This window comes from Pseudomonas sp. UMAB-08, from assembly GCF_900095225.1.
Classification (GTDB): Bacteria; Pseudomonadota; Gammaproteobacteria; order Pseudomonadales; family Pseudomonadaceae; genus Aquipseudomonas.
The window spans coordinates 256,978-283,698 of sequence record NZ_LT607414.1 but is presented as its reverse complement, the minus strand read 5'-3'; the positions used below and the strand labels follow the sequence as shown (position 1 = coordinate 283,698).

Annotated in this window: 20 protein-coding genes; 11 read left to right on the top strand and 9 right to left on the bottom strand. The window is 58.7% G+C overall.

Features of this window, described 5'->3' with window-relative positions; genetic code table 11:
- The first annotated feature begins 192 nt into the window (after window positions 1-192).
- From K0F75_RS01265 to K0F75_RS01220, 10 genes are all read left to right on the top strand, one after another.
- Window positions 193-2,253 (top strand): carbon starvation CstA family protein, encoded by a 2,061-nt coding sequence (locus K0F75_RS01265; protein WP_219059950.1) that lies wholly within the window; start codon window positions 193-195, stop codon window positions 2,251-2,253.
- Between the two features lie 27 nt (window positions 2,254-2,280).
- A complete protein-coding gene (locus K0F75_RS01260) occupies window positions 2,281-2,478 on the top strand; it encodes a YbdD/YjiX family protein (protein WP_219059949.1) in 198 nt (65 codons plus the stop codon).
- Window positions 2,479-2,834: 356 nt separating this feature from the next.
- Entirely contained in the window at window positions 2,835-3,872 is a 1,038-nt protein-coding gene (locus K0F75_RS01255; protein ID WP_219059948.1) for a zinc-dependent alcohol dehydrogenase family protein, read from the top strand.
- Window positions 3,873-3,909: 37 nt separating this feature from the next.
- On the top strand, window positions 3,910-5,178 hold the full coding sequence (locus K0F75_RS01250) for an acetate/propionate family kinase (protein WP_257604220.1): 1,269 nt from the start codon (window positions 3,910-3,912) through the stop codon (window positions 5,176-5,178).
- Between the two features lie 102 nt (window positions 5,179-5,280).
- Entirely contained in the window at window positions 5,281-7,464 is a 2,184-nt protein-coding gene (locus K0F75_RS01245; protein ID WP_219059947.1) for an ornithine decarboxylase, read from the top strand.
- Between the two features lie 85 nt (window positions 7,465-7,549).
- On the top strand, window positions 7,550-8,890 hold the full coding sequence (gene potE, locus K0F75_RS01240) for a putrescine-ornithine antiporter (RefSeq protein WP_219059946.1): 1,341 nt from the start codon (window positions 7,550-7,552) through the stop codon (window positions 8,888-8,890).
- A gap of 131 nt (window positions 8,891-9,021) precedes the next feature.
- Entirely contained in the window at window positions 9,022-11,523 is a 2,502-nt protein-coding gene (locus K0F75_RS01235) for a phosphoketolase (protein WP_219059945.1), read from the top strand.
- A gap of 74 nt (window positions 11,524-11,597) precedes the next feature.
- Window positions 11,598-14,114 (top strand): alpha-glucan family phosphorylase, encoded by a 2,517-nt coding sequence (glgP, locus tag K0F75_RS01230; protein WP_219059944.1) that lies wholly within the window; start codon window positions 11,598-11,600, stop codon window positions 14,112-14,114.
- Window positions 14,115-14,213: 99 nt separating this feature from the next.
- Window positions 14,214-16,508 carry an Orn/Lys/Arg decarboxylase N-terminal domain-containing protein gene (locus K0F75_RS01225; protein WP_219059943.1) on the top strand — a complete coding sequence of 765 codons (2,295 nt, stop codon included), beginning with the start codon at window positions 14,214-14,216 and terminating at the stop codon, window positions 16,506-16,508.
- A 127-nt stretch (window positions 16,509-16,635) separates the two neighbouring features.
- Complete coding sequence (locus K0F75_RS01220) at window positions 16,636-16,971, top strand: DUF190 domain-containing protein (protein WP_219059942.1); 336 nt, start codon at window positions 16,636-16,638, stop codon at window positions 16,969-16,971.
- Here K0F75_RS01220 and K0F75_RS01215 read toward each other — a convergent pair.
- The 7 genes from K0F75_RS01215 to K0F75_RS01185 are packed head-to-tail and all read right to left on the bottom strand — an operon-like array spanning window position 16,964 to window position 23,265.
- A complete protein-coding gene (locus tag K0F75_RS01215) occupies window positions 16,964-18,331 on the bottom strand; it encodes an ATP-binding protein (RefSeq protein WP_219059941.1) in 1,368 nt (455 codons plus the stop codon). The genes K0F75_RS01220 and K0F75_RS01215 overlap by 8 nt on opposite strands.
- Window positions 18,328-18,990, bottom strand: a complete 663-nt coding sequence (locus K0F75_RS01210) for a response regulator (protein ID WP_219059940.1) — start codon at window positions 18,988-18,990, stop codon at window positions 18,328-18,330. The genes K0F75_RS01215 and K0F75_RS01210 overlap by 4 nt, the downstream gene beginning before the upstream one ends.
- Before the next feature lie 12 nt (window positions 18,991-19,002).
- On the bottom strand, window positions 19,003-19,647 hold the full coding sequence (locus K0F75_RS01205; protein WP_219059939.1) for a tetratricopeptide repeat protein: 645 nt from the start codon (window positions 19,645-19,647) through the stop codon (window positions 19,003-19,005).
- The gene (locus K0F75_RS01200) at window positions 19,644-20,453 is read right to left on the bottom strand and encodes an SDR family oxidoreductase (protein WP_219059938.1); all 810 of its coding nucleotides are present in this window, start codon (window positions 20,451-20,453) and stop codon (window positions 19,644-19,646) included. Before K0F75_RS01200 ends, K0F75_RS01205 begins: the two co-directional genes overlap by 4 nt.
- On the bottom strand, window positions 20,440-21,120 hold the full coding sequence (locus tag K0F75_RS01195; RefSeq protein WP_219059937.1) for a TenA family transcriptional regulator: 681 nt from the start codon (window positions 21,118-21,120) through the stop codon (window positions 20,440-20,442). Before K0F75_RS01195 ends, K0F75_RS01200 begins: the two co-directional genes overlap by 14 nt.
- Window positions 21,117-22,598, bottom strand: coding sequence for an AMP-binding protein (locus tag K0F75_RS01190; RefSeq protein WP_219059936.1), 1,482 nt, complete (start codon window positions 22,596-22,598; stop codon window positions 21,117-21,119). The genes K0F75_RS01195 and K0F75_RS01190 overlap by 4 nt, the downstream gene beginning before the upstream one ends.
- Complete coding sequence (locus K0F75_RS01185; protein ID WP_219059935.1) at window positions 22,588-23,265, bottom strand: thermostable hemolysin; 678 nt, start codon at window positions 23,263-23,265, stop codon at window positions 22,588-22,590. Before K0F75_RS01185 ends, K0F75_RS01190 begins: the two co-directional genes overlap by 11 nt.
- A 191-nt stretch (window positions 23,266-23,456) precedes the next feature.
- Here K0F75_RS01185 and K0F75_RS01180 point away from each other — a divergent pair, with 191 nt between their 5' ends.
- The gene (locus K0F75_RS01180) at window positions 23,457-24,008 is read left to right on the top strand and encodes a cytochrome b (RefSeq protein ID WP_219059934.1); all 552 of its coding nucleotides are present in this window, start codon (window positions 23,457-23,459) and stop codon (window positions 24,006-24,008) included.
- Window positions 24,009-24,039: 31 nt separating this feature from the next.
- On the opposite strand, the gene K0F75_RS01175 is transcribed toward K0F75_RS01180, so the two are convergent.
- Together K0F75_RS01175 and K0F75_RS01170 are read right to left on the bottom strand one after the other, a co-directional pair.
- A complete protein-coding gene (locus K0F75_RS01175) occupies window positions 24,040-25,302 on the bottom strand; it encodes an arsenic transporter (protein WP_219059933.1) in 1,263 nt (420 codons plus the stop codon).
- A 46-nt stretch (window positions 25,303-25,348) separates the two neighbouring features.
- Window positions 25,349-26,611 (bottom strand): MFS transporter, encoded by a 1,263-nt coding sequence (locus K0F75_RS01170; protein WP_219059932.1) that lies wholly within the window; start codon window positions 26,609-26,611, stop codon window positions 25,349-25,351.
- Window positions 26,612-26,721 lie beyond the last annotated feature (110 nt).

The window sequence follows — 26,721 nt, the reverse complement described above, 5'->3', positions numbered from 1 at the left end:
TCGAGCGACGTGACCGGCACATGGTAGCCGCGCAAGGCGGCAATTGACCCGCGTAGTTCTACGTAGAAGCCTTAGTAGTACTGCGGATGTTTATACCCGCGTAGTGCGCGGATAGTAGTTAAGCCCTTTTTTACGGGGCATAACAATAACAACTATCGCCGCAGGGCTACGTTCCTCGGCAGGAGACCCACAATGACTCGACTGACCAAACATCTTGCTTGGTTCGCCGTTGCCTGCTTGGGGGCAATTGCATTGGGTGTCGTCGCGCTGCGCCGCGGTGAAGCCATCAACGCACTCTGGATCGTGGTCGCCGCCGTGGCGATTTATCTGGTTGCCTACCGTTATTACAGCCTGTTCATCGCCACCAAAGTGATGCAACTGGACCCTAATCGCGCCACCCCTGCGGTTCTTAATAACGATGGTCTGGACTACGTGCCGACCAACAAACACATTCTTTTTGGTCACCACTTTGCGGCCATCGCGGGTGCTGGTCCTCTGGTCGGCCCCGTGCTTGCAGCGCAGATGGGGTACCTGCCCGGCACACTCTGGCTGATTGCCGGTGTGGTATTCGCCGGTGCGGTGCAGGATTTCATGATTCTGTTCCTGTCTACCCGTCGCAACGGTCGCTCGCTGGGCGAGATGGTTCGTGAAGAAATGGGCAGGGTGCCGGGCACTATTGCCTTGTTCGGTTGCTTCCTGATCATGATCATCATCCTCGCGGTGTTGGCGCTGATCGTGGTCAAGGCCCTGGCGGACAGCCCATGGGGCATGTTCACGGTGCTGGCGACGATCCCGCTTGCGATGTTCATGGGCGTCTATATGCGCTACATCCGCCCGGGTCGCATCGGTGAAATCTCGCTGATCGGTGTGATTTTGCTGCTGGCGTCGATCTGGACCGGCGGGCAGATTGCTGCAGATCCGGTCTGGTCCAAGGCGTTCACTTTCACCGGTATACAAATCACCTGGATGCTGGTCGGTTATGGCTTTGTCGCGGCGGTACTGCCGGTCTGGCTGTTGCTGGCACCCCGGGATTACCTGTCGACGTTCCTGAAAATCGGCACCATCGTTGCGTTGGCAATCGGCATCCTGATCATTGCGCCTGAGCTGAGAATGCCTGCGCTGACTCAGTTCACCGACGGCACCGGTCCGGTCTGGAAAGGCGCGTTGTTCCCTTTCCTATTCATTACCATTGCCTGCGGTGCGGTGTCCGGGTTCCATTCGTTGATCGCGTCGGGTACTACACCGAAGCTGCTCGACAGTGAAGCCAACTCCCGTTACATCGGCTATGGCGCCATGCTCATGGAGTCCTTCGTGGCGATCATGGCCATGGTGGCGGCTTCGGTGATTGATCCGGGCGTGTACTTCGCGATGAACAGCCCAGCAGCGATTGTCGGCAGCGACCCGGTCACGGTTGCACAGACGATCAGCAGTTGGGGCTTTGCCATCACTCCGGAAACGCTGATTGCAGTAGCCAAAGACATCGGTGAAACCACGGTGCTGGCCCGTGCTGGCGGTGCGCCGACCCTGGCGGTCGGTATCGCGCAGATCCTGCACCAAGTACTGCCGGGCAAAGACACCATGGCGTTCTGGTACCACTTTGCGATTCTGTTCGAGGCGCTGTTTATCCTCACCGCCGTGGACGCGGGGACCCGAGCCGGTCGGTTCATGCTTCAGGATTTGCTGGGTACCTTTGTACCGGCGCTTAAGCGTACTGAGTCGTGGACTGCCAACCTGATCGCGACGGGCGGTTGCGTCGCGATGTGGGGCTACTTGCTCTATCAAGGCGTGATCGACCCATTGGGCGGGATCAACACCTTGTGGCCGCTGTTTGGCATCTCCAACCAGATGCTGGCCGGTATCGCGCTGATGCTCGCGACGGTCGTGCTGATCAAAATGAAGCGCCAACGCTACATCTGGGTCACCCTGCTGCCAGCGGTGTGGTTGTTGATCTGCACCACTATGGCCGGCTACATCAAGCTGTTCGACCCGAGCCCGGCCGTTGGTTTTCTGGCCCTGGCGACCAAGTACCGCACGGCCCTGGACGCCGGTCAGGTATTGGCCCCGGCCAAAACTATCGATCAGATGCAGCACGTGATCTTCAACGCGTACACCAACGCAACCCTGACCGCATTGTTCCTGTGCGTGGTGTTCAGCATCCTGTTCTATGCGATCAAGGTCGGTGTGGCGGCGTGGGGCACCACAGAGCGTACGGATAAAGAAGCGCCATTCCAGGCGCTGCCGGACGCACGATGAGCCCGGGTTTCAACGGAGGAACTGCCTATGTTCAATGACCTGAGTCGCCTCGGGAAATACCTCGGTCAGGCTGCGCGCCTGATGGTGGGCATGCCTGACTATGACAACTACGTCGAGCATATGCAGATTACGCATCCCGATAAGCCGGTAATGACCTATGAAGCGTTCTTTCGGGAGCGCCAGGAGGCTCGTTACGGTGGCAAAGGTGGCCCGAAGTGCTGCTGAACCTCTGATGGATTGTCGTATTTGACCTCGCGCGCCACGCCTTGTCGTGGCGCGTTGCGTTGAGGGACAAACTGACAGGAAGCGCTTCCCGCAGACAATTGTGGACCCGGTGCAACGCCGCGAGCAGTCCAGTTTTTTTGGAGACGGGCGGTTCACTGACCCAGATCAACCGTCGCAAAATTCAGCCTGTTATAAATATCAGCCTATGCTGCACATGAAATTCGGGTTTCGGGTCGACAAAAGGGGTGAGGTTTGCTCCGTGAATGGCGTTGACGTTCAGAAAGTACCAGCCCCGGTTGACGTGCCGACAGGGAGCCCAATGTGATGGTTTACGCCTTAGTTTAGGAGTGACATTAGTGAAAGCTCTCGTTTATCAAGGTCCTGGCCAGAAATCCTGGGAGGACAAAGCAAGCCCTGTCATCGAAAAGCCTACTGACGCTGTTGTGCGAATCCTGCACACCACCATCTGCGGTACTGATCTGCACATCCTTAAAGGTGATGTTCCCGCCGTCACAAAAGGACGCACGCTGGGCCATGAGGGCGTGGGCGTAGTGGAGGAGGTCGGTTCGGCTGTCCGCAACTTCAAGAAGGGCGATCACGTACTTATTTCGTGTGTCACCTCCTGCGGTAGTTGCGCCAACTGTAAGCGTCAGCTGTATTCGCACTGTGCCGATGGCGGCTGGATTCTCGGCCACTTGATTGACGGTACCCAGGCGCAACAGGTACGCATTCCGCACGCGGACAACAGCCTGTACCCGATTCCTGCTGGTGCCGACGAAGAAGCGCTGGTGATGTTGAGCGATATTTTGCCCACCGGCTTTGAGATCGGCGTGCTGTCGGGCAAGGTCAAACCGGGTGATTCAGTGGTCATCGTGGGCGCGGGTCCGGTCGGACTGGCGGCATTGCTCACGGCCCAGTTTTATTCCCCTGCCACCCTGATTGTGGTGGATGCCGATCCAAATCGGCTAGAAGTTGCCAAGCGATTCGGCGCCACCCACACCATTGACATCAATGTGGAGAATGCTGTCGATCGAATCTTCGCATTGACCGATGGGGTGGGTGTGGATGTTGCCATCGAAGCCGTGGGCATTCCTGCCTCCTTCGATACCTGTCAGCAAGTGATTGCACCGGGTGGGCATATCGCCAACGTGGGTGTGCATGGCAAAAGTGTCGAGCTGCACCTGGAAAAACTGTGGATTCAAAACATCAATATCTCCACCGGTCTGGTCAACACCAATACCACGCCGATGTTATTGAAAACGGTGCAATCCGGAAAAATCGAGCCGGGCCAACTCATCACTCATCGCTTCAAACTTGACGACATCCTCGAGGCATATGAGGTGTTCGCCAACGCGGCCAAAGAAAAGGCTATCAAAGTGATTCTGTCTCAATAACGCGTCTTCGATCACTGCCCGATACCAAGGAAATCGTATGGATGATCAGGCACGCGTCACAGTGGGCACGTCCGCCGAGGGCTTGTTGCTTGTGATGAACGCAGGTTCTTCAAGCATCAAGTTTTCCATCTATCCATCCAGTCTGGATGATCAAGGACAACCCGTGGCCCGCGGTCACGGCAGTCTGGAGAGGCAGGGCAACGTATACCAGTTACGCTTTCGCGAGGTCGCCGGTGACGTGGATGTCGAGGAGCAGTGGCCGCAGTCGGATGAGTCGGTCACCGACGAGACGTTGGGTCGCCTGGTTGAATGGATCGAACGCTACACCGGTGACACGCTGGTTGCCGCGGGCCACCGGATCGTTCACGGAGGCGAACGAAAGCAGATCGCCGCCTTGATCAATGCGACGGTATTGAGCGAAATGGAAGCGCTGATACCGATCGCACCCTTGCATCAGCCCCTGTGTCTGGCGCCCGTGCGGTATCTGGCGCGCGAGCACCCTCGACTGCCGCAAGTGGCGTGTTTCGATACTGCGTTTCACCACTCTCTGGATCGCCTGGAAACACTGTATGGACTTCCCCGCGCCTTGAGCGAGGAGGGTATACGTCGTTATGGGTTCCATGGTCTTTCCTACGAATACATTGCGAGTGTCTTGCCGGGCTACGATTCACGTGCGGCGGCGGGTCGGACCATCGTCGCCCACCTCGGTAATGGCGCGAGTTTGTGTGCCCTCCGAGGGGGACTCAGTTGCACCACCAGCATGGGTTTTACCACGCTGGACGGCATCCTTATGGGCACTCGCCCAGGCCATCTGGATCCTGGCATCCTGCTGTACCTCTTGCGCGAGCGAGGCATGACGGTTCAGGCGCTTGAGCATTTGCTTTATCACGAGTGTGGCGTGCTGGGTGTCTCTGGCGGAATTTCCAGTGACATGCGTGAACTGTCTGCCAGCCAAGCCCCGGAAGCCAAAGAGGCGATTGATGTCTATGTGCGCACCATCGTGCGCGAAATAGGGGCGTTTGCCGCCGTGTTGGGCGGGCTTGATGCGCTGGTGTTTACCGGCGGCATCGGCGAACACGCGGCCGCTATACGTGCCAGCGTTATCGAGGGCTGCGCCTGGCTCGGGCTGGAGATCGACGAGCGGGCCAACCGGGAGCACGGGCCCTGCCTGTCGCACCCCGGCAGTCGCGTGGCGGCCTGGGTGATTCCCACCGATGAAGACAACGTAATTGCACGTCATACCTTGCAATTGCTGCACGCCGGCACCGAATTTCTGACGGCAAAAAAGAAAACTGAAAGTTATTGAATTAACCACTCCCTATACGTTCCATTCCTGAGTCGTCGAGCGGTTGTCTGTCAGCCCGCGGATACGAATGGATTGCCAACACAACGATATAAGGAGAAAGCGATGAAGCAGTTGAAAGTGGCTTCCAGCATTGCTGCACAGGCCTGTTTTCTGACCTCGCGACACGTTGTGGGTTTTGATCAGACTGATTTGACCGACATTGCCGCCGCCGTTCTCACGACGGAAGACGTGCGCAATGGAATGATCGAGGTGATCAGTAATTCCGGATTCGATATTCCTATTTTCTTTGCGGTTACCGCGCAGGACAAGTTCTCTCGTAATACGCTCCCCGGCATTGAAGATGTGTTGTTGCAGATCAGTGGCGTGTTCGATTTGGGCAGCGACAAGGCCGAGTTCTATGGCGATAAGCTGGAAACTGCTGCCCGTCAGTATGAGGAGAATCTGCTCCCGCCTTTTTTCGGTGCGCTCAAGCGCTATGAGGAACGTGGCAACTCAACGTTTGCTTGCCCCGGTCACCAAGGCGGACAGTTCTTTCGCAAGCACCCTGCCGGGCGTCAGTTCTTTGAGTTTTTTGGAGAGACGCTGTTTCGCTCCGACCGCTGTAACGCCGATGTAGAAATGGGGGATCTGTTGATCCACGAAGGCGTGGCGCTGGCTGCCCAGCAACGCGCGGCTCAGATTTACAACGCAGATAAAACTTACTTTGTCCTTAATGGCACCTCGGCGTCGAACAAGGTCGTGACCAATGCGCTGCTGACGCCCGGGGATGTGGTGCTGTTCGATCGAAATAACCACAAGTCGGTGCATCAAGGCGCTTTATTCCAGGCGGGCGCCACGCCGCTTTATCTGGAAACCGCACGCAACCCCTACGGCTTTATCGGCGGTATCGACGCGCACTGTTTTGACGAAACGTACCTGCGTGAGCGTCTGCAGGAAATCATGCCCGAAAAAGCCGCTGCACCAAGGCCGTTCCGGCTGGCGGTGATTCAGTTGGGGACCTATGACGGTACGATTTATAACGCCCGTCAGGTAGTCGACAAGATAGGCCATCTCTGCGACTACATTCTGTTTGACTCGGCCTGGGTGGGCTATGAGCAATTCATTCCCATGATGCGCGACTGCTCGCCCATGTTGCTGGAACTGGGTCCTGACGACCCCGGCATTTTTGTGACGCAATCGATTCACAAACAACAGGCCGGTTTCTCTCAAGCATCGCAAATCCACAAAAAAGACCGTCACATTAAAGGGCAGGATCGCTACTGCAATCACCATCGCCTCAATAACGCTTTCATGGCGCAGGCGTCGACCAGTCCGTTCTATCCGCTGTTTGCCTCGCTCGATGTCAATGCCCGCATGCACAGCGGCCGCAGCGGCCTGCGTTTGTGGAGCGAGTGCGTACGCGCCGGTATTGAGGCGCGCAAGTTGGTGATGGACAACTGCACATTGATCAGACCGTTCGTGCCGCCGACTATCGATGGCAAATACTGGCAGGATTATTCCACCGACGAAATTGCCAGCAACCTCAAGTTCTTTATGTTCCACCCCGATGAACGCTGGCATGCGTTCGAGGGGTATAACGAGCAGCAATACTTTATTGACCCGTGCAAGTTGTTGTTCACCACGCCGGGCATTGATGCGGTCACCGGCCAATACACAAGCTTCGGGATCCATGCTGGCATCCTGGCGACTTTCCTGCGTCAGAACGGGATCGTGCCGGAGAAAAGCGACCTGAACTCGATTCTGTTTCTGCTTACGCCCGCCGAAGACAAAGCCAAGATGCACCACCTGGTGGCTCAGATCGCCCGGTTCGAGCGGTTTATCAAAGACGACGCGCCGTTGAGCAGTGTATTGCCCGGTATTTATGCCGCGCACGAAGCCCGTTACAACGGTTACACCATCGTTCAGTTGTGCCAGGAAATGCACACCCTGTATGCGCAGCATGACGTCAAGCAGTTGCAGAAAGAGATGTTCCGGCAGTCGCACATGCCCGTAATCGCAATGGGCCCGCGCGACGCCAATCTTGAGTTCATCCGTGGCAACGTTGAGCTCATTCCTCTGGAAAGCGCGCAAGGGCGTATCGCCACAGAGGGCGCGTTGCCTTATCCGCCAGGCGTACTGTGCGTGGTGCCCGGCGAGGTCTGGGACGGTGCGGCGCTGAAGTACTTCCTCGCACTCCAGGACGCTATCAATCAGTTCCCGGGGTTCACCCCAGAGTTACAGGGCGTGTACCTGAAACAGGAAGACGATGGCCGCTTGCGGGCTTACGGCTACGTCCTCAAGCAGTAACGACTCATCACCGTGGACGCCCACCAATCGGTGAGGCGTATCGATTAAACATGTCGTCGTTTCGGGCTGTAAAAAGGGGTGGAACATGGGAACTGCAGTTAAAAAGATGAGTGTGGTGCAGCTGACCGTGCTGACGGCCGTCAACATGCTCGGGTCGGGCATTGTCATGCTGCCCAGCAAGCTGGCACAGGTCGGGACGATATCGATTTTTTCCTGGATCGTGACCGCGCTGGGCTCATTGGCACTGGCGTATGCGTTTGCCAAGTGTGGACGCTTCAGCCACAAGGCTGGCGGTATGGGGGGGTATGCCGAGTACGCATTCGGGCGTTCGGGCAACTTCATGTCCAACTACACCTATGGCGTGTCGCTGCTTATCGCCAACATTGCAATCGCTATTACGGCGGTGGGTTACTCGGTCGTTCTGTTCAAAACATCGCTGTCACCCGTTGCCACTGCAATAGCCGCTATCGCGCTGCTCTGGGTGACGATGTTTGCCAACTTCGGGGGGGCAAGGATCACCGGTCGGATTGGTAATATCACCATTTGGGGGGTCATCCTGCCGGTTGTCGTTCTTTCGATAATTGGCTGGTTCTGGTTCGACTTCTCAACCTATCGCGCGGCCTGGAACCCCCACAACATGCCGTTTATGGAGGCAGTAGGGGCCTCGATCTCGATCACCTTGTGGGCTTTCCTGGGGCTCGAGTCGGCGTGTGCCAACACCGATGCCGTCGAGAACCCGGAGCGTAATGTGCCGATTGCCGTGCTGGGGGGAACCTTGGCTTCAGCGGTGATCTACATCGTCTCGACCAACGTGATTGCCGGGATGATTCCCAATGCCGAGCTGGTCAGTTCGACTGCGCCCTTTGGTCTGGCGTTCGCCACGATGTTCACGCCCCTGGTGGGCAACATTGTCATGGGCCTGATGATTGTGGCCTGTATCGGTTCGTTGCTGGGGTGGCAGTTCACCATTGGCCAAGTGTTCAAGAGCTCGGCGGATGTCGGGTACTTCATGAAAATCTTCGGCAAGGTGACCAAAACCGACACGCCTGTCGCCGGCATGCTCGTATTGCTGGCATGCCAGACAGCGTTGTCGTTCATGACGATCAGCCCGGACCTGAGTGGGCAGTTCGACCGACTGGTCAACCTGGCGGTGGTGACCAATCTGGTCCCCTATCTGATGTCCATGGCGGCCTTGATGACAATTCAACAAGCCGCAAACGTAACCCCGCGCCAGGCGTTACTGGCTAATATTGTCGCTTACATTGCCGCAGCCTACAGTTACTACGCACTCTTCAGCGCCGGTGCAGACGCGATGATGCTGGGTGGCATTGTGACAATGTTGGGTTGGACATTGTACGGTACTGTTTCCCGACGTTTTATGAAGGACGGGAACCCTCAGCCAGTCGGCGAAAAGCTACCGGTTTGATAATCAAGGAACACTGAAGGGCAGTAGACAGTGTGCAACTGTCTTCTACAGTCAGGCTGCTCTCGGGCAGTCTGTTTGCAATCGACCTGCTGTTGCGGAAAACGTCTACAACGCCGTCCTATGGAGTCGTCATGTATATTTTCAACCCGCTGCTGTCCAGCGCTGATAACCCGTCAGCCGTACCGATCGCGTCGCCTGAACTTAACGACGTCGGTCCACTCTCAGCCGACCTGCTTGATCGCATGCACCGTTACTGGCTCGCCGCCAATTACCTGTGTGTCGGGCAGATTTACCTCAAGGCCAACGCGCTGTTGCGCGAGCCCCTGACTGCCGAGCACATCAAGCCGCGCCTGCTGGGACACTGGGGAACATCGGCGGGTCAGAACTTCATCTACGTGCACTTGAACAGGCTCATCAGTGAGCAGCATGTCGAGATGGTTTATATCTCTGGGCCCGGACATGGCGGCCCTACGCTCAATGCCTGCGCCTGGCTGGAGGGCACTTACAGCGAGGTGCATGCTGAGATAACGCCGGACGAGGCGGGCATGTTGCGGTTTTTCCGCAGCTTCTCCACGCCGGGCGGCGTGCCCAGCCACTGTGGTCCGCACACGCCCAATTCCCTGCATGAGGGCGGCGAACTGGGTTATTCGCTGGTGCATGCCTTCGGCGCTGCGTTTGACAATCCCGAGTTGCTGGTGACCTGCGTGATTGGTGATGGCGAGGCCGAGACCTGTCCACTTGAGGGCAGCTGGAAGAGCATCCGTTTTCTCAATCCTCGCAACGATGGTGCGGTGTTGCCGATTTTGCACCTCAATGGTTACAAAATCTCAGGCCCTACCGTGGAAGCGCGCACGGACGATGCCGACCTTGTCGAGCTGTACCGTGGACGCGGTTATGAACCGATTATTGTCGCGGGCGACGATTTGCCAGGCATGCACCAACGTTTCGCGGCGGCCCTGGACGCGTCCTACGCCAGCATACGTAACATCCAGCGCCGTGCTCGGAGCGAGGGGCTGGCCCAGCGCTTGCGTTGGCCGATGATTATTTTGCGCAGCCCCAAAGGCTGGACCGGGCCGAAGGTGGTCGATGGTCTGCCGGTCGAAGGCACGTTCCGCGCGCATCAGGTGCCACTGGCCAATGTGATCCAGAACCCACAACACCTGGCCCAGCTCGAGGCCTGGATGCGCAGCTATTCGCCACAGACGCTGTTTGATGACAACGGTGCGTTGGTGCCTGAGCTGCAAGCACTGACCCCGCCAGCCGCGTTGCGTATGGGCGCTGTTCCTCACGTCAACGGCGGGCGGGTGCTTACGGCGCTGGACCTGCCAAACTTTGCCGACTATGGCCTGGAAGTGCCAGGGCCAGGCGAGGTGATTGCTGAGGCGCCGCGCAAGCTGGGCGAATACCTGCGTGACGTGATTCGCTTCAACCCTGCCAACTTTCGCGTGTTCGGGCCGGATGAAACCAACTCCAACCGACTCAATGCGGTGTTTGAAGCCACCAACCGAACCGCTGCGGGACCGGTACTCGAAATCGACGATCACCTCGCGCCCAATGGCCGGGTGATGGAGGTGCTCAGTGAGCATTTGTGCGAGGGCTGGCTGGAGGGTTATCTGCTCACGGGGCGCCACGGCATGTGGTCGACCTATGAGGCCTTCGCCCAGGTCGTCGACTCAATGGTGACGCAACATGCCAAATGGTTGCAGCAAAGTCGCGAGTTTCAGTGGCGCCGCCCGTTGGCCTCGCTCAATGTGCTGCTCACCAGCCATGCCTGGCGCAACGACCATAATGGTTTCAGTCATCAGTCCACGGGCTTTGTCGACAATGTGTTGCAACGTCGTTCCGACGTGGTGCGGGTGTACTACCCGCCGGACTCCAACTGCCTGGTCAACGTGTTCGACCACTGCTTGCGCAGCCGTAATTACGTGAACGTGGTGACCTGCGGCAAGCAGCCGGACTTCCAGTGGCTGGATTTCGACGCCGCGCTGAAGCATTGCTCTCAAGGCGCATCGATCTGGAATTTCGCCAGCAGCGATGAGGGTGATGATCCTGATGTGGTGTTAGCGTGTGCGGGCGATGTACCGACCACCGAGGCGGTGGCGGCCGCATGGTTGCTGCAAAAGCATGTGCCCGGCATTCGCGTACGGCTGGTCAATGTCGTGGACCTGTGCATCCTCAGCAACCCGGAAACGCGCCCTCACGGTATGGACCATGGGTCGTTTGAAGCGTTGTTCACCCGCGATGCGCCGGTGATGTTCGCCTTCCACGGTTCTACCTGGGTCATCCACTCCATGGTGCATGGCCGGGCCAACGAAGCCCGCTTCCATGTTCGCGGTTTTTCTGACCGGGGCACCACGACTACGCCGTTTGACATGGTGGTGCTTAACCAGATGAGTCGCTACCAACTGGCTATCGACGCATTGAGTCATGTGCCGCGCCTGCGTGCTCATAGCCAGGACGCAGTGAGTTACTTCGAAAGCCAATTGCGCAAGCATCACACGTACATTCGCGAGCACTTCGAGGACCTTCCCGAGATTCGCAATTGGCACTGGACCGCTGACTTCAGCCAGCCGGACAGCCCGCCGCCATTAGCCAAGGGGCATGTCAGAGGCCAGCTCTTTACCGATGCCTGAGCGGTTTCGACATCCGGTCACGCTTGAGGTGTGGCCGAACCCCAGTTGTCCCCAGTTCGTATAAGGGCCAGTCCATGCAGTCTCCTTGCAACGATCTTGATCCGAGCTTTCAAACCCTGCGCCAACTGGCGTTTGATCAGTCCATCCGTTGGTCGTGTCTGAATGATGATATCTGGCGCAGTCTCGACCATGAATTATGGGAACTGACCCACAACCCTTGTGTGGTGCTCAACGCGGTTTCCGACCAGAAGATCAACGTCCTGCTGGGCAACAGTCATTTTCATGCGCGGGTTACCCGCATCGCCGAGATCCATCGGGATATCCTCGCTCAGCCCTCATGGTTCGAGCGCGAACACCCAGACGCTGATTTGCATCAAGTGGCCTACTTCTCCATGGAGTACATGCTCAGCGAGGCACTGCCGATTTACTCGGGGGGGCTGGGCAATGTCGCGGGCGACCAGTTGAAAGCCGCCAGCGACCTGGGTGTTCCGGTGGTGGCTGTCGGCATGCTTTGGCAGCAAGGGTATTTCCGCCAGGAAATCGGTTTTCAGGGTGACCAACAAGCCTTGTACCCGGTCAATGACACGCGCCAATTGCCGGTGGAGCCCTTGTTGCGCCCGGATGGCAGCTTGTTACGTCTGTCCGTGCAATTGCCAGGTCTGACGGTCTGGGTACGGGGTTGGCAGGCAACGGTGGGGCGTAATAAATTATTGCTGCTCGACAGTAACGACCCGGCCAATCCACCCCCGTTCCGGCTGATCACCGGTGAGCTGTATGGCGGCGATGTGGAGATGCGTCTTCGCCAGGAGGTGGTGCTGGGTATTGGTGGATGGCGTTTGCTGGAGGCCGCAGGCTACACGCCGGATGTCTGTCATCTAAACGATGGCCACGCCGCTTTCGCTGCGCTTGAACGGGCCCGCAGCTACATGCAAGCGAACAACGTCGGGTTCGATGTCGCGATGACCGCCACCCGTGCCGGTAATGTGTTCACCACCCATACACCGGTCGAGGCTGGTTTTGACCGTTTCCCCCCGGAGTTGATCGGCAAATACCTGGGGCGCTATGTCGAAACTGAACTGGGCCAGCCGTTGTCGGCCATTCTGGCGCTGGGACGGCAGAACGCTGGCGATGCGCAAGAACACTTCAATATGGCGTTCCTGGCGACGCGTTGTGCGGGTGCGGTCAATGCAGTGAGCCGCCTGCATGGGGTAACCAGCCGGCACATTTTCCAGGGTCTGTTTCCACGCTGGCCCCGTGATGCCGTACCGATCGGGCACGTGACCAATGGCGTTCACTTGCCGACATGGGTATCACTCGAAGCCGAGTCGCATTGGCAAGCCTTGCACGGGGGGGATTTGCCTTGGCGCGGCACCAGTGAGTCGCGGGTCAGCGAGTTGCTGGAGCAGGTCGATGATGGGCATATCTGGCGTTTGCGCGAGCAGGCCAGGACGCTGTTGTTCGAGTTCGTTCGCACCAATCTGGCACGCAGCGAGGCCATTCACGGTGCCTCACTGGAGGCCATCGAGTCGGCGGGTGCCTTGTTCAATCCGCAGGTATTGACGCTGGGCTTTGCCAGGCGCTTTGCCTCGTACAAACGGCCTAACCTGTTGTTGCAGGACCCCGACCGGCTGCTGCGCATTCTCAACCATCCAACCCGGCCGGTGCAGTTGCTCATCGCCGGCAAGGCGCATCCGGCTGACATCGTCGGGCAGCAGATGATTCGTGACTGGTACGCGTTCATTCGCCGTCCGGAGGTCAACGGGCGTGTGGCTTTCCTCGAAGACTACGATATGCGCGTGGCACGCCATTTGGTGCAGGGGGTCGACGTTTGGGTCAACACCCCACGCCGTCCGTGGGAGGCCAGCGGCACCAGCGGGATGAAAGTCCTCGCCAACGGTGGATTGAACCTGTCCCAGCTCGATGGCTGGTGGGCCGAAGCATGCTCAGAGGAGGTGGGCTGGGGGGTTGGCGATGGCGCCGAGCATACTGACGATTACGACAGTGTCGACGCTACCCAGCTCTATTCGTTGCTTGAGGATGAGGTGGTGCCTGCCTTTTATGAGCGCGATGCAGAGGGCATTCCCAGGCAATGGATCCGGCGCATGCGCTGCAGCATGGGAGCGCTGGTGACACAGTTTTCCGCTGATCGGGCCGTACGCGACTATACCCAATATTATTATTTGCCCGCCGCAACGGCCTACCGGGCGCGCGCGGCGGACGAAGGCCGACTGGCCGTGCAACTCACTCGTGGGCGCGAGGATCTGAGTGTTCGTTGGGCTCATATCCGCTTTCTGCACCTGGACATGCACCAGCAGGAGGGTCATTACGCTGCAGCGTTACACATGGACCTTGACGGACTGTCCCCGGACCAGTTGCGCGTGCAACTGTATGCCGAAGGCCTGGCGGGTGCGCCCGCTGATGTTCAGGACATGGTGGTCGACCCGATGGCACTGCCTGGAGGTGTTTTGATCTATCGCGCCGAGGTGCCTGATGATCGTCCCGCGCTGGCTTACACCGCGCGCGTGATCGTCAATGACGCCACTGGGCTGGCGGTCCCGCTGGAGGTCGGGCTCATCGCCTGGCAGCGTTAACGTGCTGTTCACCGCGCCAGCCTACAGGCGCTGAACGTCCCATACCGAGGCCTGCGCTTGCAGGCTTCGAGTCACCTTTTTATCTGTCTGGAAGACGCTATGTCCCTTGATCAGCAAAATCGCCTTGGCATGAAAGCACTGCTTATCCATGAAGATCTTGCGGCCAATACGGCGGCGGGCCGCGCCGTCAGGCAGCTGGCGCAAGAGCTGGAAAAACGCCAGGTTGAGGTCCTGCTGGCACAGTCGGCGCTGGATGCCGCGATCCTGATTCACTCAGACCCGATGGTGCAATGCGTGTTGCTTGATTGGGAGTTGGCCCTCGACGACAGCCATGCAATCGCCAACAGCGTATTGGATGCTGTGCGTGAGCGCAGCGAGACGCTGCCGATTTTTCTGTTGGCTGATCGCAACAGTGCCGCGACCATCCCGCTTGACGCCATGCAGAAATCAGATGACTTCATCTGGCTGCTGGAAGACACCACCGCGTTTATCAGCGGGCGCATCGTCGCCGCGATTCAGCGTTACCGTGAGGCCGTGCTGCCACCGATGTTTGGTGCGCTGGTGCGCTTCTCGCAAGTGTACGAATACTCTTGGCACACGCCGGGACATACCGGCGGTACAGCGTTCCTGAGGTCGACGGTAGGTCGGGCTTTTTTCGATTTTTTTGGCGAGAACCTGTTCCGTTCGGACTTGTCGATTTCAGTGGGCGAACTGGGCTCATTACTTGATCATTCTGGTCCCATCGGCGCCAGCGAAGTGTACGCAGCGAAGGTCTTCGGCGCTCATCGCACGTATCACGTCACCAATGGTTCATCGACCTCCAATCGGGTGATCCTGATGGCCAGCGTCACGCGTGACCAGGTGGCGTTGTGTGATCGCAACTGCCACAAGTCGGTCGAGCACGCCATGACCATGTCCGGGGCGATTCCGACCTACCTGATTCCCTTGCGAAATCACTACGGTCTGATCGGGCCGATACCTCCCCAGCGCCTGAGCCCCGAGGCCGTGCGCGACGCCGTGGCGAGCAATCCACTGGTGCGTGACGGGGTGGACCCGACACCGATGCACGCGATTGTCACCAACTCCACCTACGACGGCCTTTGTTACAACGTGACCCGGGTCGAGGCGTTGCTCGGCCAAAGCGTCGACCGTTTGCATTTCGACGAAGCCTGGTTCGGTTATGCGCGCTTCAACCCGATCTACCGCGAGCGTTTCGCCATGCACGGCGAGCCAGCCGACTACAGCGCGGACAGGCCGACAGTGTTTGCGACCCAATCCACACACAAGTTGCTGGCGGCGCTGTCCCAGGCCTCGATGATCCACGTTCGCGATGGTCGTCGGCCTATCGAACATGCGCGGTTCAACGAGGCGTTCATGATGCATGCCTCGACCTCGCCGAATTACGCAATCATCGCCTCCAACGATGTCAGTGCGGCAATGATGGACGGCCCTGGTGGCAAAGCCCTGACGGGCGATGCGATTCGCGAGGCGATTGCTTTTCGACGCATGGTGCCTCGACTCAACGAAGAGTTCCAGGCCCGGGGCGAGTGGTTTTTCAATGTCTGGCAGCCGGACACCGTCATCGATCCCGAGAGTGGCGAAGTGGTGCCTTTCCATACTGCCGATGAGGCCTTGCTGGCGAGTGACCCTGAGTGCTGGGTGCTAAAACCCAATGCAGCCTGGCATGGTTTCGGTGACATCGAAGACGGCTACTGCATGCTTGACCCGATCAAAGTGTCGATCACCACACCCGGGATATTGCCCGGTGGCGGCATGAGCCAGCAGGGCGTTCCTGCGGTGGTGCTCAGCGCCTACCTGGACCGGCAGGGCATCGTGGTGGAGAAAACCACCGACTTCACCATTCTGTTCCTGTTCTCCATCGGTGTGACCAAAGGCAAGTGGGGTACATTGGTCAGCACCTTGCTGGACTTCAAACGTGACTACGACGCCAACGCGCCACTGGACAATGTGTTGCCAACGCTGATCGCCGCGCACCCGCAACGCTACCGTGGCATGGGGCTGCGCACACTGTGCGACACCATGTTCCAGGCCATGTCCGAACTGCGCACCACTGAATCGATGTCTCGGGCATTCTCTACCTTGCCTGTGCCTCAATTCAGTCCGGTCGCGGCGTATGAGCAACTGGTGCGTGGCAATATCGAAGTCCTTACCCTCGAACAAATGGCGGGCCGCACCGCGGCGACCGGGGTAGTGCCATATCCGCCTGGCATCCCGCTGCTGATGCCTGGCGAGAGCGCAGGGGCGGCGGATGGTCCGATTCTCGGCTACCTCAAGGCGCTGCAAGAATATGACCTGCGCTTCCCGGGTTTCACCCATGACACCCACGGCGTCGAGGTGGAGGATGGGCGTTATTTAGTCCGATGCATTAAATAAACCCCAGAACGGACCGGGCGACAGGGAGGGCGGCTATGCTGAAATCATGGCTGCCAATCGCTATAGGCGCGCCGCTCGGTGCCGGCCTTGTTTCAGCTGATTAGCGCACGCTAAAAGGGGTTGGATCATGAAAGGTTTTCTGGTGATTTTCTTCACTCAGCAGAATCGTCGCTATCGCGGAAAAATGCTCGGTGACTGGGTCGTCGACCTGGCCAAGGAGCTGGGGCTGCGCGGCGCCACGTTGTCGACGGGCATAGAGGGGTTTGGCCATACAGGCCAGTTGCATTCAACGCACGTTTTTGAACTTGCCGATCAACCTATCGAAATTCGTCTGGCGATTAGCGAAGACGAGTGCGCGCGTCTTTTCGAGCGTCTGGAGGCCGAGGACATCTCCTTGTTCTACATAAAAGCGCCGATCGAGCTGGGGACTGTCGGCAAAAAATCCGACAAGCCCCTTAGTTGACGGGGAGTTCCAGCGTTGCGCAGAGACCGCCGCCCGTAAGGTTATCCAGACTTATCCGACCTCTCAGACGAACCGCAATCGTTTGTACAATCGTCAGTCCAAGCCCTGCGCCCTGGTCGTTACCTCGACTGTAAAAGCGCTCAAAGAGCCGCTCACGCTCCGCCTCGTTGATACCCGGACCCTGATCTTCGACAGCCAGCTGGAAGTGTCCATCGACTTTTGTCAGGCGGACGGTGATCAGGCCATGTTCCGGAGAAAAGTTCGCGGCGTTGGTCACCAGGTTATTAAGCGCGATGTTAATCGCCACTGGATCGGTGTGGGTGATGTAGGGGACATCGCTGACATCGAAAGACAGCTCAAGGCCCTTGCTCAGCAACCAGGGCGTCAGTTGAACCAGTCCCTCTCGCACAGTCGCCGTCAGGTCAACGGTTTGCAGGGGCGGTGCTATCGACTGGGGTTCAAGCCTGGCCATGGTCAGCAACTGGTTAACCAAACGGCTGGTGCGGTCTACACCGACGATCAGGTATTCGAGTGACTCTCGTTTTTCTTCCTCAGTGCCCGCTTCCAGCAAATTCTGCGCATGCACCCGAAGTACCGCCAACGGTGTACGCATTTCATGGGCCGCATCGGCAATGAAGCGTCGCTCTCGTCCCAACACCTCCTGGATTTGCGAAAGCATTCGATTCAGCGCTGCCTGCATGGGTTCGAGTTCGCTGGGCAGCGGCTCGATTTGCAGGGGCTCCAGGGAGCCGGAGTGTCGAGCGCGCAGGGTCGCGGCCAAATCAGCCAAGGGCTTGAGCCCCCAACCAATCGCCAGCCACATCACCGAGACGAGGATCAGGCTGCCCAACAGATTTGGCCAAAGGGTGTGCTGAACGATACGGTCGACCAGATCCGTTCGCACATCGTTACGCTCGCCGACCCAGATGTGCAGCCCGTACTGCACATCGTCGAGAATAAATGTTCGCCATTGATGATTTTTCAGGTCAACGACATCGCTGAACCCTGCCTGGGAAGGCGGGTGAGTAAAGGTGGGGGCGCTGGCAGTGTGTACCAACAGTTCGCCTTGATGATTCCATACCTGAAAAGCAATCTTGCTCTCATAGGGATGGCCATCGAGTTTGGGCGAGGCTTGACTGAGTGCCTGGTTAAAAGCCTGGTACAGCGCTGAGTGGTCCTTGCTGGCCATTGGCATGCGCATGACGCCTTGCAGCAGGCGAGCGTTCTGGGCTAGCTGCGCGTCATAGACTTCGGCAATTTCATGATTGCTGTCATGCAGGTTGAAGAAACTCATGATCAACAGGCCGACAAGCAACAGGCCAAGAATCAAGGTCATGGTGCGCTTTCTGATTGAGGTCATCGGCGCTCTTCAACCAGGTAGCCGACACCGCGAATGGTCCGGATTAAATCAGAACTGAATTTTTTCCGCAGATTGTGGATATGCACCTCAAGGGTGTTGCTTTCCGCTTCTTCGTTCCAGCCGTAAAGCAACTGGATCAATCGTTCGCGGGTCATTACCCGTCCTGGGGGAGACAGCAGTTCATAGAGCAACTGGTACTCCTTGGGTGTCAGCGCAACCGGTGCGCCATGGTAGGTCACCTGCTGGGTGCTTGGGTCCAGGCTGATGTCGGCATGCTCGATCAGCACCCGGGCGCGTCCCGCACTTCGGCGCAGCAGCGCGCGCAGGCGGGCTTTCAGTTCGGCAAGGTCAAAAGGCTTGACCAGGTAGTCATCGGCGCCTGCATCCAGACCGGCAATCCGGTCTTCGGTGGCATCGCGCGCGGTGAGGATCAGCACGGGCAGCGTGGAGCCGCTCTGGCGTAACTGGCGCAGCACTTCGAGGCCGTCCATGCGGGGCAGCCCCAGGTCGAGCACGGCCAGATCAAAGGTTTCGGTGAGCAGCGAATGCAGAGCGCTGCTACCGTCTTTAAGCCAGTCAACGGTGTAACCCTCTCGGGTCAAGGCCTGATGAACACCTTCGCCCAGAGCGACGTCATCTTCGATAAGCAGTAGACGCACAGCTGACTCCTGTCAGTTAATTTTCTTGTTTACCTCCCCAAGCAATGCCTGGATCTCCTGGCGGCGACCCGTATCGGCGGTTTCCCGGCCGGGACGTGGGGGCGCTTGCAAGGCTTTGAGCAAGGCTGCCTTGGCTTCGGCATAACGACCTTGACGATAAAGGTGGTCACCCCAAAAGTACAGGCTGTCTATGCCTGTCGGATTGAGTTGCAGGCCTTGTTTCAAGAGCTGTTCGGCTTTTTCCGCGTCACCGAAGCCGACGGGCCAGCCGGGAACGCGATCATAGAGTGCTGCGAGGCTGGTATAGGCGGAGCCTTGCAGCGCATTCGGGTCCAGTGCCATGGCTTTTTCGAGATCGGTGCGCGCGACCTTGACCTTGCCCAGTGCCCCCAGTCCGCCTTGAGCACCGGCCCAACTGCTGGTAACGATGCCGGACCAGATCCAGGCCTCGGCAACGGACTGCCGAGACTGAGTGAACGCCGACGCTTGTGCTGCAAGCTTTTCAAACGCAGCAGCACGTTGCTCGGCTGGCAGTTCGTACTGGATATGGGCCCAGCTTTGCTGGATGGCAGTCAGGCGCTCCTGATCTGCGCTTTCCAAGGCCCACGCCGGGCTGCTCAATACGCCGAAAAGTAGGTAGATACAGAGCTTTTTCATGGTTTTGATTTCTCTTTTTCTTGCCGGACACTGAGTCGCCGGATCAAGGGCAGTTGTTTACGCAGGCTGCGGTCCACAAGGTTCGGCAGCAGGCTGTTCAAGCGGACGAAGAAGCGTTCAGGCCAGCCCAGGTAGAGCTCGCGACGATCACCGGCAATCGCATGGACAACCGCCTGAGCGACGATGTGTGGGTCGTCGACGTTTGATTTCAGTGCATCGGTCAAGGCTTGTGCGGCGGGGCTGTTCATGGAGGTGCGCGTCGCACGGGGCGCCACGTACAGCACGCCAACCCGGGTATCGGCCAGCTCGCGACGCAGGGCTTCGGAGAACCCGCGCAGCGCGAACTTACTCGCGCAATAGCTGGCGTAACCCGGGAAACCAATGGAGCCATAGGTGGACCCCACATTGACGACCATGGCGCTTTCAGCGTCTTTCAACAGAGGCAGAAACGTGCGTGTCAGGCAGATGGGGACGCTGATGTTCAACGCCAGCATGGCGTTGATTTCTGCATCGTCCAACTGTTCAAGCATGGCGAAGTGGTTGACCCCGGCAGCATTGATCAGCATGTTCACACCGCCCATTTCCTCGGCCGTGGTGAATACCTTTCTACGGTCAGTGGTCGTTGTGAGGTCGGCTGATACCCAGCGCAGATTGTGCGGATAAAGCGCGAGTAACCGCTCAAGTGGCGCTTTATGTCGAGCCACCGCCAATACCAGAGCGCCTTTTGCGCACAGAGCATCGACGATGGCCAGGCCGATCCCGCCGCTGGCACCGGTCAGGACGACCCTGGCCTCAGAGAGTTGCATGCACATTCTCCTCGGCCGCTGCGCTCGGCAGGGCACGGAACATGTCGGCGTACAGTTTGTAGACGACTTTCGAGGCGTGGATGACGGCGGCCTGGTCGGCCGGGTCTTCCAGGCGATCCATCAACCGGCGATAGGTCTGCATGTGCGCCACGTCCAATGAACCGTGAGAACTCAAATAGCTGAAGGCAGTGGCGGGAAGCTCAAGGTGTTCGCGAATACTGTCGGCGGCATGTGTGGCCAGCGCGATGCTGGTGCCCTCGAGTACGTTGACCATCCCGAACAGGCCGACGGGATTGTCCCGCGCGATCAAGTCATAGAGGAAACTGACCATCAACTCGATCGGCAGCTCTGGACGTCCTTCGCGGACAGCATCGGCGTCGCCGCCGCAGGCCGAAATGTCATTCAGAATCCATTGTTCATGGCCGTACTCTTCGTCGATGTACTCACAGACGGCCCCACGCAGCCATTCCAGGCGGATCGGCAGGCGGGCACCACACGCCATAAGCAACGGGACCGTGTGTCGAACGTGGTAATAGGCTTGGGTCAGAAAAGCGCGATAGCTTTCCAGGCTGACCTGACCAGCAAGGGCTTGGCGAATGATGGGTAAGCTAAATAATTCCTGGCGTTCGCGCTGGGTGGCTTCTTGCAGTGTGTCGAAGAAACTCATGATGCTGATACCTCAGGGTAAACCGATGAAATGAGTTGATGCCGGTAGCGTTCGAGAATGGCTTCGCGCCGTGGACGACCATTGGCGGTGAGCAGGCCGTTGGCCGGGGTAAAGGGTTGTTCCAGACGCGTCCATTGATGAACCTGGGCGTAGTCGGGCAAGTTTTCGTTGGCCTGGGCGACGGCGGCGGTGATTTCCTCGTCGGTGCAGTCCGGTTTGTGCGGCCACAGCAGCGCGTGGTTACGCGGCATTGCTTCGCCATACACAAAAGCCTGGGCGATATGACTGCGTTGTGTCAGCTCGGCCTCGACCCATTCGGGATTGACGTTGCGACCAAAACTGGTCACGAATTGATGCTTCTTGCGGCCGTTGAGGTAGAGATAACCCTCCGCGTCAAATTCGCCCAGGTCACCGCTGTGCCACCAACCCGTGGCCTCAGGCGCTTCGCCCAGATAACCGAGCATCGGAGCGCCGCCAATCAGCACTTCCCCGTCCTCAGCAAGGCGGACCTTCACATGGGGCAAGGGCTTGCCGACACTGCCCAGGCGGTTGGCGCCGGGATGGTTCAGGCACACCACCGAAGCGCATTCCGACAAGCCATAGCCCTCAAAGACCGGCAGGCCGATCCGTTGTGCGCGCCGCAACAATTCAACCGACACCTTGGCCCCGCCCACCGCTGCGAAGCGCAGTGTCGAGGCGTTGAATGCGCCGAGCTCAGCCGCGTTGACCAATAGCAGAAGCAGTTGCGGCACCAGGATCAGACTTTCGGGACGCCGTTCGGCAAGAGTGCCGAGCAGGCGGGGGATATCCACGCCACTGGCGCCCTGAATCCCGAGTTTTTTCTGACTCGGCAAGCTTAGCGTGGCGCCCGCATAGAGCGCGGCATAGCACCCCAGGTTTTCCAGGAGAATGGCCAGGGGAAGCAGGGCGAGGTGATGGCGGGACTCGGTAGCGCGGCTGGCCAGGTCCAGTTCCCTGGCCACCCTTAGCAGGCTGTCGGCACTCAGGCATACGCCTTTTGGGGTTCCGGTGGTGCCTGAGGTGAACGTCAGCTTCGCGGTGCCTTGGGGCATGCGCGTTGTGCCGGAAAACGATCGGCGCCAGAATTCTCCGACCTGTGTATAGCCAGCCGTTGTCAGTTCAGTAGCCTGATCGGTGTCGGCGATGACCAGCTCGGCCTGGCTTTGCTCCAGGCAGTGGTGACGTTGTGCGGGGCTGAAAAAAGGCGGCAACGTCAGGCAGGTGAGCCCTTCGAACAGTGCTGCAAGATCCCAAAGCAGGGCATTAGGGCCGTTCTCCAGGGCCAGGGCAACCACGCTGACGCGTTCTTCGCTCAGGCGCTGTTGCCGATAGACGACTTCTGCGTACAGGGTGGCGTAATCCAGCCGCTGCTCATCCCCCCATAACGCCAAGGCGTCAGGTTTTTTTTCGGCATGGTGGCGAAGAATCTGTTTGAACCCTTCCAGTTCAGGCGACATGGCTGATCATCTCGGACGTCGATGGCAAACCGAGGCGATTGAATAGCCCCACATTGCGCAAATGAATGAAGCCAGCGCGAATATTGCCGACATGCACAGACGGCTGGCTTTGGTAATAACTGCCCCAGGCATGTTGCTCTTCACCCAGTCGCTGCGGGTCGGCGGCACAGAGGGTCACGGGGCGTAATCCCAGGCGATGGAAGCTATTGACCAGTCCAACGTTGCCGGTAAACGCCACCCACTCCAGTCCGCCCATGGCCAGTAGCCAGGTGAGGGTGATGATGCTCAGGCGTGCACTGCCGGTATCGCTTGCGGCGAGATTGCCGACCTCGACAATACCTATTCGGTCAACCGGGCGGTCGGCGGCGGCACAGATCAATGGTTCGATGGGTTCATCCAGATAATGCTCGAGAAACAGCGGTCCTGAAGCTGCCAGACGCACCCCGGCAACGGCGCTCAGCCCGCCCGCTGAATTGCTCAACCCGAACAGCTCAGGCATGAATTGGCGGATCTCGGCCCCGTGGGCCAGGTGGAAGCGTTGTTGAATATAAGCTTCGAATTCTGAGCGTTTTGGTTCACCTGGCAGGGCCCTGACCAAGCTCATGTCAGGTGCGTCGGTGTTGCCGAAATGCAGGGGTAACCGGATGTTCCAGTCGAAACCTGGCATTGAAAGAACTCCTCCCGTGGGTAGTCAGGTTCAGAGTATCGGCGCCAATTCTTAGCGAAGTCTGAAGGTTCGCCCACGTACGTCTAAGGTCGTATCCGGTCAGTCTTCAGACTGGCTTAAGACTCGTCAGCCAAGGTGCTGAAAGCCCAAATGACTGGGGCAGCACACCACGACACTCGAGAGGTCCGCTCATGAACAACCGCGCAGTGCCGCAACGTTATGGAAAACTATCGATCACCCTGCACTGGCTGATGCTGGCGCTGTTCGTCGGTGTCTACGGTTGTATTGAAATCAAGGGGCTCTTGCCGCGAGGGCATGCGCTGAAGGGGATGTTTCTCGGGCTGCATTCACTGTTCGGGTTGGCGATCTTCGCGCTGGTCTGGGTCCGGTTGCTGGCCCGTTTGAAACCCAGTCCGCCCATTTTGCCGCGTCCACCGGGCTGGCAGATCGGCATGTCACACCTGACGCACCTGGCGCTTTACGGGCTGATGATCGCTACGCCGATACTCGCTTGGCTGATGTTAGGTGCAGGGGACAAACCGATCCCTTATTTCGGTTTCGTGCTGCCTGCGCCAGTCAGCGTCGATCCCGCATTAGCCCGCCAGTTCAAGGACTGGCATGAGTTGATCGGCAGTGCCGGTTACTGGCTGATCGGGTTGCATGCGGCGGCAGGGCTTTTTCACCATTACTGGGTGGGCGACAACACCCTGAAGCGGATCTTGCCAGGACAGCGGCCTGAATAGTTGCCGCGTCCTGGATAGAGCTTGCCGGGCCTCAGACTCCGCTGAGTGACAACGCCGCCAGTGCGCCGATCAATGCGGGCGGCATCACCAGAATGCCCAGGCGCAGGAAGTCGATAGCACTGACGTGTTCGCCTTCGCGGCGCACGGCAATAAGCCACAGCAGCGTAGCCAGCGAGCCGGTAATTGACAGGTTTGGCCCCAGGTCGACACCGATCAATAGCGCACTCGTGATGGCCGTGGGCAGATGATCGATCTCGCCCACCGACCCGGCGATCAGGCCTGCTGGAAGGTTGTTGACCATGTTGCTGGCGATGGCCACGATGATCCCGGCACCCCAGGTCGCCTGGAGGGTGGAGTGTTCGGCCAACGACGCCAATGCATGCGCCAGGGTATTGATCACGCCTGTCTGCGCCAACCCCTCGACCAACACAAACAAGCCTGCCACCAGCGGCAGCACGCCCCAGGACACGCCCTTGAGCACCGGTAGCGGGTTCAGACGCTGGCGCACGTGGATAAGGCTCGCGGTCGCGAGCCCGGCACAGAAGGTCGGCAGGCCCAATTGCAGGTCAAGCGCCGACGCCAACAGCAACAGCACCGCAGTCAGTACGATGCCGAATGCGGTCAGACGTGCGCCGCTCGACAGCGGTTGAAGGGTAATGACGGTTTCCAACGGCTTGCGCAGATGATTGCGCTGAGTGAAGCGCAGCACGATATAGGTCAGGCCAATCGCTGCGATGGAGGGCAGGGTGAACTGCCACAGCCAGGTCATCAGTGGTGGCATGTGGCTGCCGAAAACCACCAGGTTGGCGGGGTTGGAGATGGGCAGTACAAAGCTTGCTGCGTTAGCGATGAAGGCGCAGACAAACAGGTAGGGCAGAGGCTCTGCCTTGGCCGCTTTGGCCGCGGCGTAAACGGCAGGGGTCAGTACCACGGCGGTGGCGTCGTTAGAGAGAAATATCGTCACCAGCGTGCCGACCAGGAACACCAGGTCGAACAGTCGTTGCCCCGAACCCCGGGCATGTTGCGCTGCATACATGGCCAACCAGTCGAAGAGCCCCTCCTGACGCGCCAGTTCAGCCAGCACCATCATGCCAATCAGAAACAGATAAACATCGCTGCCCTTGGCCATCGCCGCCAGAGCCGAGTGGAGCGGAATAAACCCCAGACTTGTGAGTAACACGGCGGCACACACCGCCCAGACATACTCAGGCACCCGCCATGGGCGCAGGATAATCCCGCAGGTTGCCAGGGCCGCCACTGTCCAGATGACCATAGTTGGATCGAATGCAGGCATTGTTTTTACTCAGGCGTGAGGCTAAAGGCGAGATAACGGGAATCGATCATCGCGAGGCAATCGGGATGATTTTAACGGCAGATCGGAGGGGGGTGTTCCGAGCCCAATGCAACGTTTCGGGCATGGCCAGCCATAGTAAAAGAAATGCCACTGCGGCAATAGCGGCGAGTGTCAGGAAAGCAGCGCTGTAACCCGCTTGCTGCACCACCAGCCCTGCCAGCCCCGTGCTCAGTGCTGCGCCCAGACCAAACACGGTCGAGAGCGCGCCGAGGCTGACGTTGAAGCGGCCGGTGCCATGCGTGAGGTCCTTCACGACCAAGGGAAAAAGTGCGCCAAAGATGCCTGCGCCAACACCGTCGAGCATCTGCACGGCGACCAGCCAATAGGGATCATCGGACAGGGTGTAGAGCACCCCGCGCAATGGCAGGATCAGGAAACCAGCGAGTAGTAGCGGTTTGCGTCCCCATTGATCGGCCTTGGCACCGACCAGCAACGCGGCAGGGACCATGACCAATTGGGCAGCGACAATGCAGGCGGAGGTCAGCGGAGTGGCCATCAGCAAATTGACCAGCGCCAGCTTCTGGCTCACCAGCGGCAACATCGCGGCATTCGCTAGGTGGAACAGCGCACAGCAAATGGCGAACAGCAGCAAAGGTTTGTTGGTCAGCAACACGGCCAGGCCCAAGGGATGGTCCGTCTGCGCGGTGTGACCGGGGTCGAAGCCTCTGGCGATGTCATGGTCGATAGCCCGCGCCGAGACGAAACTGACCGCAATCACACTGCCAAGTGCCATGGCGGCCATCAGGTAGAACACGGCAACAGGGCCGAACAGATAAGCAAACCCACCTGCGAGCAGTGCCGCACAGGCGTTGCCGGCATGGTTGAAGGTCTCGTTACGCCCGGTTCGACGGGTGAACGCTCTTGGTCCGGTAATGCCCAGTGAAATCGCAGCAATTGCAGGGGCGAACACCGATGCTGCTATTGCGCTGATGGCTTGGGTCAGCGCCACCAGGCTGAACGAGCTCAGGAAAGGCAGCACCAGACAGCTGGCAGTGACCAGCAGGGCTGCAATTACGATGACCGCACGTTTGCTATGGGTTCTATCGATCAACGCTCCGGCCGGTGTCTGAGTCACCAGCGCGGCAATCCCGGCCAGGGTCATCACCAAGCCAATGCTGGCCGGGTCCCAATGGTGTACGGCCAGCAGGTAAATCGCCAGATAGGGTCCTAGTCCGTCGCGTACATCCGCAAGAAAGAAGTTGAGTCCATCCAGAGAAAATCGGTTTCTGCGGTCTGAGGGAGTGGCCAAGGATGTTCTCTTTAAAAAGGGCAACGCACGACAGCGTGAGCAGTGCCCTGCCAATGACCTGTCGAGCCCCGGTTTAGTTTCACCGAACCGCACTTATAACCGAGAACCGG

Bases quoted from the DNA above. Each gene is read 5' to 3' on its own strand.
- K0F75_RS01265 (WP_219059950.1), top strand. From the start codon at position 193: ATGACTCGACTGACCAAACATCTTGCTTGGTTCGCCGTTGCCTGCTTG.
- K0F75_RS01260 (WP_219059949.1), top strand. From the start codon at position 2,281: ATGTTCAATGACCTGAGTCGCCTCGGGAAATACCTCGGTCAGGCTGCG.
- K0F75_RS01250 (WP_257604220.1), top strand. From the start codon at position 3,910: ATGGATGATCAGGCACGCGTCACAGTGGGCACGTCCGCCGAGGGCTTG.
- K0F75_RS01245 (WP_219059947.1), top strand. From the start codon at position 5,281: ATGAAGCAGTTGAAAGTGGCTTCCAGCATTGCTGCACAGGCCTGTTTT.
- potE (WP_219059946.1), top strand. From the start codon at position 7,550: ATGGGAACTGCAGTTAAAAAGATGAGTGTGGTGCAGCTGACCGTGCTG.
- K0F75_RS01235 (WP_219059945.1), top strand. From the start codon at position 9,022: ATGTATATTTTCAACCCGCTGCTGTCCAGCGCTGATAACCCGTCAGCC.
- glgP (WP_219059944.1), top strand. From the start codon at position 11,598: ATGCAGTCTCCTTGCAACGATCTTGATCCGAGCTTTCAAACCCTGCGC.
- K0F75_RS01225 (WP_219059943.1), top strand. From the start codon at position 14,214: ATGTCCCTTGATCAGCAAAATCGCCTTGGCATGAAAGCACTGCTTATC.
- K0F75_RS01220 (WP_219059942.1), top strand. From the start codon at position 16,636: ATGAAAGGTTTTCTGGTGATTTTCTTCACTCAGCAGAATCGTCGCTAT.
- K0F75_RS01215 (WP_219059941.1), bottom strand. From the start codon at position 18,331: ATGACCTCAATCAGAAAGCGCACCATGACCTTGATTCTTGGCCTGTTG.
- K0F75_RS01205 (WP_219059939.1), bottom strand. From the start codon at position 19,647: ATGAAAAAGCTCTGTATCTACCTACTTTTCGGCGTATTGAGCAGCCCG.
- K0F75_RS01200 (WP_219059938.1), bottom strand. From the start codon at position 20,453: ATGCAACTCTCTGAGGCCAGGGTCGTCCTGACCGGTGCCAGCGGCGGG.
- K0F75_RS01195 (WP_219059937.1), bottom strand. From the start codon at position 21,120: ATGAGTTTCTTCGACACACTGCAAGAAGCCACCCAGCGCGAACGCCAG.
- K0F75_RS01190 (WP_219059936.1), bottom strand. From the start codon at position 22,598: ATGTCGCCTGAACTGGAAGGGTTCAAACAGATTCTTCGCCACCATGCC.
- K0F75_RS01185 (WP_219059935.1), bottom strand. From the start codon at position 23,265: ATGCCAGGTTTCGACTGGAACATCCGGTTACCCCTGCATTTCGGCAAC.
- K0F75_RS01180 (WP_219059934.1), top strand. From the start codon at position 23,457: ATGAACAACCGCGCAGTGCCGCAACGTTATGGAAAACTATCGATCACC.
- K0F75_RS01175 (WP_219059933.1), bottom strand. From the start codon at position 25,302: ATGCCTGCATTCGATCCAACTATGGTCATCTGGACAGTGGCGGCCCTG.